We start from the raw sequence: 4807 nt of genomic DNA, 5'->3' as shown, positions 1-4807 counted from the left end.
CTCGGTCACCCGGCAGGGCGGACGGCCCATCGGTGAGTTCCAGCTCGTTCAGGCCATGCTCGCTGAGTCGCACGCTGAGATGTATGCGTCGCGCGCCATGGTGCTGGAGGCGGCCCGTGCGTACGACTCGGGCGAGGACCGCAGGCTGGCGCCGTCCTCCGCGAAACTGTTCTGCAGCGAGATGGTGGGCCGGGTGGCTGACCGTGCTGTGCAGATACACGGGGGCATGGGATACATGCGCCACGTTCCTGTCGAGCGCTTCTACCGGGACGTGCGGCTGTTCCGTATCTACGAGGGGACGAGTGAGATCCAGAAGCTCATCGTGGGCAGGCAGTTGCTGCGGGAGCACGCGTGACGGGCGGCGCGGGCGGGCCCATGGGCCAGGCGCGCGAGGCGACCGGGCCATACGGGGGAGGCGACCGGCTGTCGCTCTGCGGTGGTGGGCCGGCGGGCTGTCATGAGCGACCGGATTCCAGGCGCGGCTGTGCTCGTGGAGGACGACGGGCCGGTAGGGGTGCTGGCGTTCCAGCAGCCCGGCTGCCACAGCGCCCTGGACCTGACCGGCCGCCGGGAACTCCTTTCCGCACTGCGGGACGCGTCGCGCGACGAGCGGTGCCGGGCAGTGGTGGTGACCGGCGCGAGAGGCAGCTTCTGCGCGGGCGGGCCCATCCCCTCCATGACTCCGGTCCGGGAGGAGTCCGCCGCGCGGACGGAGGTGGTCGCGCAGATGGTAGGGGCGATCGTCGGGGGACCCAGGCCCGTGCTCGCGGCGGTCGAGGGTGTCGCGTTCGGGCTCGGCATGTCGCTCGCGGCGGCTTGCTTCCACGTGGTGGCCGCCTGTGACGCCCGGTTCGGCTGTGTCTTCGGCAGGATTGTGCTGATCGCGGACGCCGGACTCTCTTCTGGTCGCTGTCGGCGGGTCGGGCTGGGCACGGTGAAGCGCCTGCTGCTGTTCGGCGACGTCCTGGGAGGCGGGGGAGGCGGCCGTTCCCGGTCTGGCCGACGTCCTTTGCGAGCCTGGATCTGCTCGGCAGGAAGGGGTACGGCCGGCCGGGCGGCTCGCCGAAGGCGCTTCGTCCTCTATCGCGGAGACCGAGCGGATCCTGGTGTCCTGGCCCGCGGGACTCGATGCCGTACTCGCCCAGGAGGTACGGGCACAGCCGCGACTGCCGGCCGGCGCGGCCTTCGCCGAGGGCAGCGCCGCCATCTGGGCCGGAGGCGCTCCGCGGTTTACCGGAGCGGCCACGACCGAGCGGGCATGAGGCGGGCGGCAGGGGCCACAGCACCGGCGCGCCCGGCTCAGCAGGCACGACAAGGTTGAGGAGAAACCTATGGCGAGGCCCGGCTTTCCTCCCCGGACTCCGAAGGGTGATCGGGTGAACGTGGCAGACACCGAGCGGATGGCAGACACCGGGCGGGCGGAATGCTCCGATCCGAGACGAACGGCTTGTGACGCGGGCAGGCCGGCCGGACCGCTGGCGGGCATCACGGTGGTGTCCCTGGAGCAGGCGGTGGCGGCTCCCATCTGCACTCGCACCCTCGGTGACTTCGGGGCTCGGGTGATCAAGGTGGAGAATCCGGAAGGCGGTGACTTCGCCCGGCATTACGACGATGTGGTGGGCGGCATGGCGGCGCACTTCGTATGGGTCAACCGGGGCAAGGAGTCGGTCACGCTGAACCTGAAGGATCCGGCCGGGATGGCGGTACTCCACCGGTTGCTCGACCGCGCCGATGTGATGGTCTCCAATCTTGCTCCCGGTGCCACGGCGAGGCTCGGTATCGCGCCGGCCGACCTGGCCGTCAGCCACCCGGAACTCATCGCCGTGGAGATCGACGGCTACGGGCCGGGAGGCCCGCTGTCCCACAAGCGTGCTTACGATCTGCTGGCCCAGGCGGAGTCGGGCGCATGCGCCATGACGGGCTTTCCCGGTGCGCCGGCCAAGCCCGGTCCGCCGATGGCCGACGTGTGCACCGGCCTGTATGCCGCGTTGTCGGTTCTGGCGCTGCTCTGCGGCAAGGAGCGTGGCCATGGTCGCGGCGCCGCCGCGGTCGCGGTGAGCCTGTTCGACACGATGACGGAGCTGATGGGGTATCAGCTCACCTACACGCTGCACACGGGTGTGGACCAGCAGCCGGTCGGCATGGGCTCGCCCGCGGTGGCGCCGTACGGCGCCTACCGCACAGCGGACGGCCAGACCGTCGTCCTGGGCACGACCAACGACCGCGAATGGCGGCGGTTCGCGCGTGACCTTCTCGGCCGGCCCGACCTGGCCGACGACGAACGCTTTCGTACCACCTCCGGCCGGGCCGAGCACCGTGAGTTCCTGGACGCGGAGATCGCCGACTGGTGCGCGCGCCATGACCTGACGCAGGTGCAGAGCGACGCGGATGTCGCAGGGATCGGGAATGCCCGGTTCAACACACCGAGCGAGGTCATAGCCCATCCGCATCTGATGGCCCGCGACCGGTGGCGCCGGATCGACACACCTCACGGTCAGGTACCCGCTCTGCTTCCACCTCCGGTCATCGCCGGCTACGAGCCACCGATGGGTGCGATCCCCGCACTCGGTCAGCACACCGACGCCCTGCTCACCGAACTCGGCGTCACCGAGGACGACATCGCCGTGCTGCGCGCACAAGGCACGGTGGCCCCGGCCCCTCGTTGAGGCGCCGGAACCATGCCAAGACGGCGCCATCGGCATGACCCTCGGCGGTCGCAGCGCGTACGAAGCCGAAGAAGTCGCCGACCGCATCCGCGACAAGTACGGGCCCGGCGCGATCGGCCCGGCAGCCGCCCTTGGCCGCGTCTCCTGACCCCCTGAGCCCGCCCGGAGGCGAGGGGACGTGCTGCTGGATCCACCCGGGCTGCTGCGGCCCGAACTGCTGCCGCACTGGCCCTACGCCCGCGCCGTCGACCAGGCGCTCAACCAGCGCGGCATCCCGCCCGGCACCGTCCGCGCCGGCCACACCGGACGCGAACACGGCCAGACCATGTACCTGGCGCTCACCTGGGACGTCAGCCGCTGCGCAGGCCCCGGCGGCATCCGCCTCACCTGGCAGGACGACACCGGCTGGGCCTACACCTTCCTCGGCCCCGGCCACGCCCGGCCCAGAAAACCGCTCGCCGCCCTGCACCGCACCTTCGCCGACCCGAACGACATCGCCGACGTCGCCGACCACCTGGTGCTCTCCCGCCGCCTCCTCTCCGGCGAGCGCGTACGGGAATGGAGCGAGGCATCGACAGTGCGCGCCGCGATCGACGCATTCCGCCGATGGCCCACCGGCTAGCGCACGTTGGATCTCGCACGCGCGAGCCGAGTAAACCCCGCGGCCGTCTGTCAAGTCGATCAGCGAACTGCCCGGTCGTAGACGGCAGTTGTGCTAGCTTCAAAGCAATCTCAGGCGGGGCTATGGCCCTGTCTGTCCGCGCCCTGGGCGGCCCGGCTTCGTGCTGGGGTGCCAGGCAGGTTTCCACAGAACCGCTCTGTCTCCGACACAGCAGATCGGGAAGTGGATTCACACACGCAGGCGTCTGGCCTGCATGCACCACCCTGCAAGAAGCCTGCGGGAGGCCGATCCCGTCCTGAGTTCTTGGTGTCGGCAGGAAGTCAGTTCTGCCCACGCGCGTCGTGGTCGAACTGAGCCTGCTACGCCACCGGTTCGACCACCATCAGGAAAGGTCGGAAGCCGGTGAGCGACTCAGCTGTACTCACACTTCTCGCAGGCGCAGGTGTCGTCTCTGTTCTCCTCTTTGCCGTCCGAGGCATCCTTGATCAGCTGCCGGATGTGTTCCGGTCGTGGCAACGGGTCCGCAGAGCTTGGCGTGACGCGGCATCGGATGATGACCAGCCCACCCTCTGACGCCGAGGCACTCTCACAAGACGGCGGCTGAGGCCGCAGGCAGCCGACGGCGCCGGCCCCAGCCGCCACCAGTGTTTCCAGCCGAGCGGACCGATACGACCACGGCGGCGGACATCCTCTGCCGGGTCGGCAACCTCCGGCGTGGGCCCGCAACCGGCCGCGCGCCGCCGTTGGTTTCAACGGACCTGAACTGACCCGCGCCTGACACGCCACGCCCCGGGTGATCTGACATCCCCGGGGCCCGGCTGTTGGAGGCTCGGTCATTCGGCCTGTGGTGTCTCGACTGGGACCAGGGAGATGTCGGCGGCCTTCATAGCGCAGGAGCGGATCGGCTCCGGGCGCTCGTCCAAGGCGCTGGGCTCGTAGGCGTAGGAGGAGTAAAGCGAGGCGAGGAACGCTTCGAGGGTGGCCTCGCGTTCGGAGCAGACGAAGCCGTTGCGCTGAACGATCCCCTGGCCGATGCGGTGATCGATGTCTAGCGGGTCGCTGCCCGTATGGACGCTGGGTTCGCCCAGGAGCCCGGCAGGATGGCGACGTGCCGCTGGCGTGATGAAGGCGTCAGCCCTTTCCTGAGTGGGCACCTGAAGGTAGGCGCAGATGCGTTTGGCAGCCAGCTGGTTGTGCCGCATGTGTGCTGCGATCGTGCCGATCAGCAGCTGCAGATGCTCCAGGGCATCGGTGAGCCGGTAGAGCGCGATTCGGCACCAGTCTCCGGTAGTCAGGCGCGTAGTAACGGTGACTGAGGACCTCGTGGAAGTAATCACAGATGGTGTCGATGTGATGCGCGGCGAGCAGAGGCAGTTCGGCAGGGATGGGCTGGCGGGCGACAACACGCTCATTCCCTTCCACAGCGTCGCTGTGCTCTAGCTGTATTGATCACGAGCGTTGTTGACACCGGCCGGGCTTGATCATGGCGAAGACCTCCGATGTGGTGGAGCTGTCTAGG

5 protein-coding genes and 1 pseudogene are annotated in these 4807 nt (G+C 69.2%); 5 read left to right on the top strand and 1 reads right to left on the bottom strand.

Translation table 11 applies throughout. The annotated features are described in order from the left end of the window. The 5 genes and pseudogenes from FGD71_RS35500 to FGD71_RS35485 form a co-directional block, all read left to right on the top strand. Positions 1-355 (top strand): acyl-CoA dehydrogenase family protein (locus FGD71_RS35500; protein WP_140936033.1); only part of this gene is annotated, 355 nt, incomplete at its 5' end. Positions 356-457: 102 nt separating this feature from the next. After that, positions 458-952: pseudogene (locus FGD71_RS50315) on the top strand (enoyl-CoA hydratase/isomerase family protein); the annotation flags it as partial. Between the two features lie 154 nt (positions 953-1106). Continuing rightward, positions 1107-1262 carry a hypothetical protein gene (locus tag FGD71_RS49330; protein WP_240436928.1) on the top strand — a complete coding sequence of 52 codons (156 nt, stop codon included), beginning with the start codon at positions 1107-1109 and terminating at the stop codon, positions 1260-1262. Positions 1263-1376: 114 nt separating this feature from the next. Continuing rightward, positions 1377-2666, top strand: a complete 1290-nt coding sequence (locus FGD71_RS35490) for a CaiB/BaiF CoA transferase family protein (RefSeq protein WP_240436927.1) — start codon at positions 1377-1379, stop codon at positions 2664-2666. Between the two features lie 178 nt (positions 2667-2844). After that, positions 2845-3288 carry a DUF6292 family protein gene (locus FGD71_RS35485; protein WP_119104662.1) on the top strand — a complete coding sequence of 148 codons (444 nt, stop codon included), beginning with the start codon at positions 2845-2847 and terminating at the stop codon, positions 3286-3288. Between the two features lie 833 nt (positions 3289-4121). Here FGD71_RS35485 and FGD71_RS35480 read toward each other — a convergent pair. After that, positions 4122-4700 carry a hypothetical protein gene (locus tag FGD71_RS35480; protein ID WP_140936031.1) on the bottom strand — a complete coding sequence of 193 codons (579 nt, stop codon included), beginning with the start codon at positions 4698-4700 and terminating at the stop codon, positions 4122-4124. Between the last annotated feature and the right edge of the window lie 107 nt (positions 4701-4807).

It is taken from the genome of Streptomyces sporangiiformans (genome assembly GCF_005768555.2).
Lineage (GTDB): Bacteria > Actinomycetota > Actinomycetes > Streptomycetales > Streptomycetaceae > Streptomyces > Streptomyces sporangiiformans.
Note: the sequence above shows the minus strand (reverse complement) of the source record. Positions and strands in the feature narration are given on the sequence as shown.

What these genes read in the sequence shown, in the direction of transcription:
- FGD71_RS35480 (WP_140936031.1), bottom strand. Translation starts at nt 4,700, where the DNA reads ATGAGCGTGTTGTCGCCCGCCAGCCCATCCCTGCCGAACTGCCTCTGC.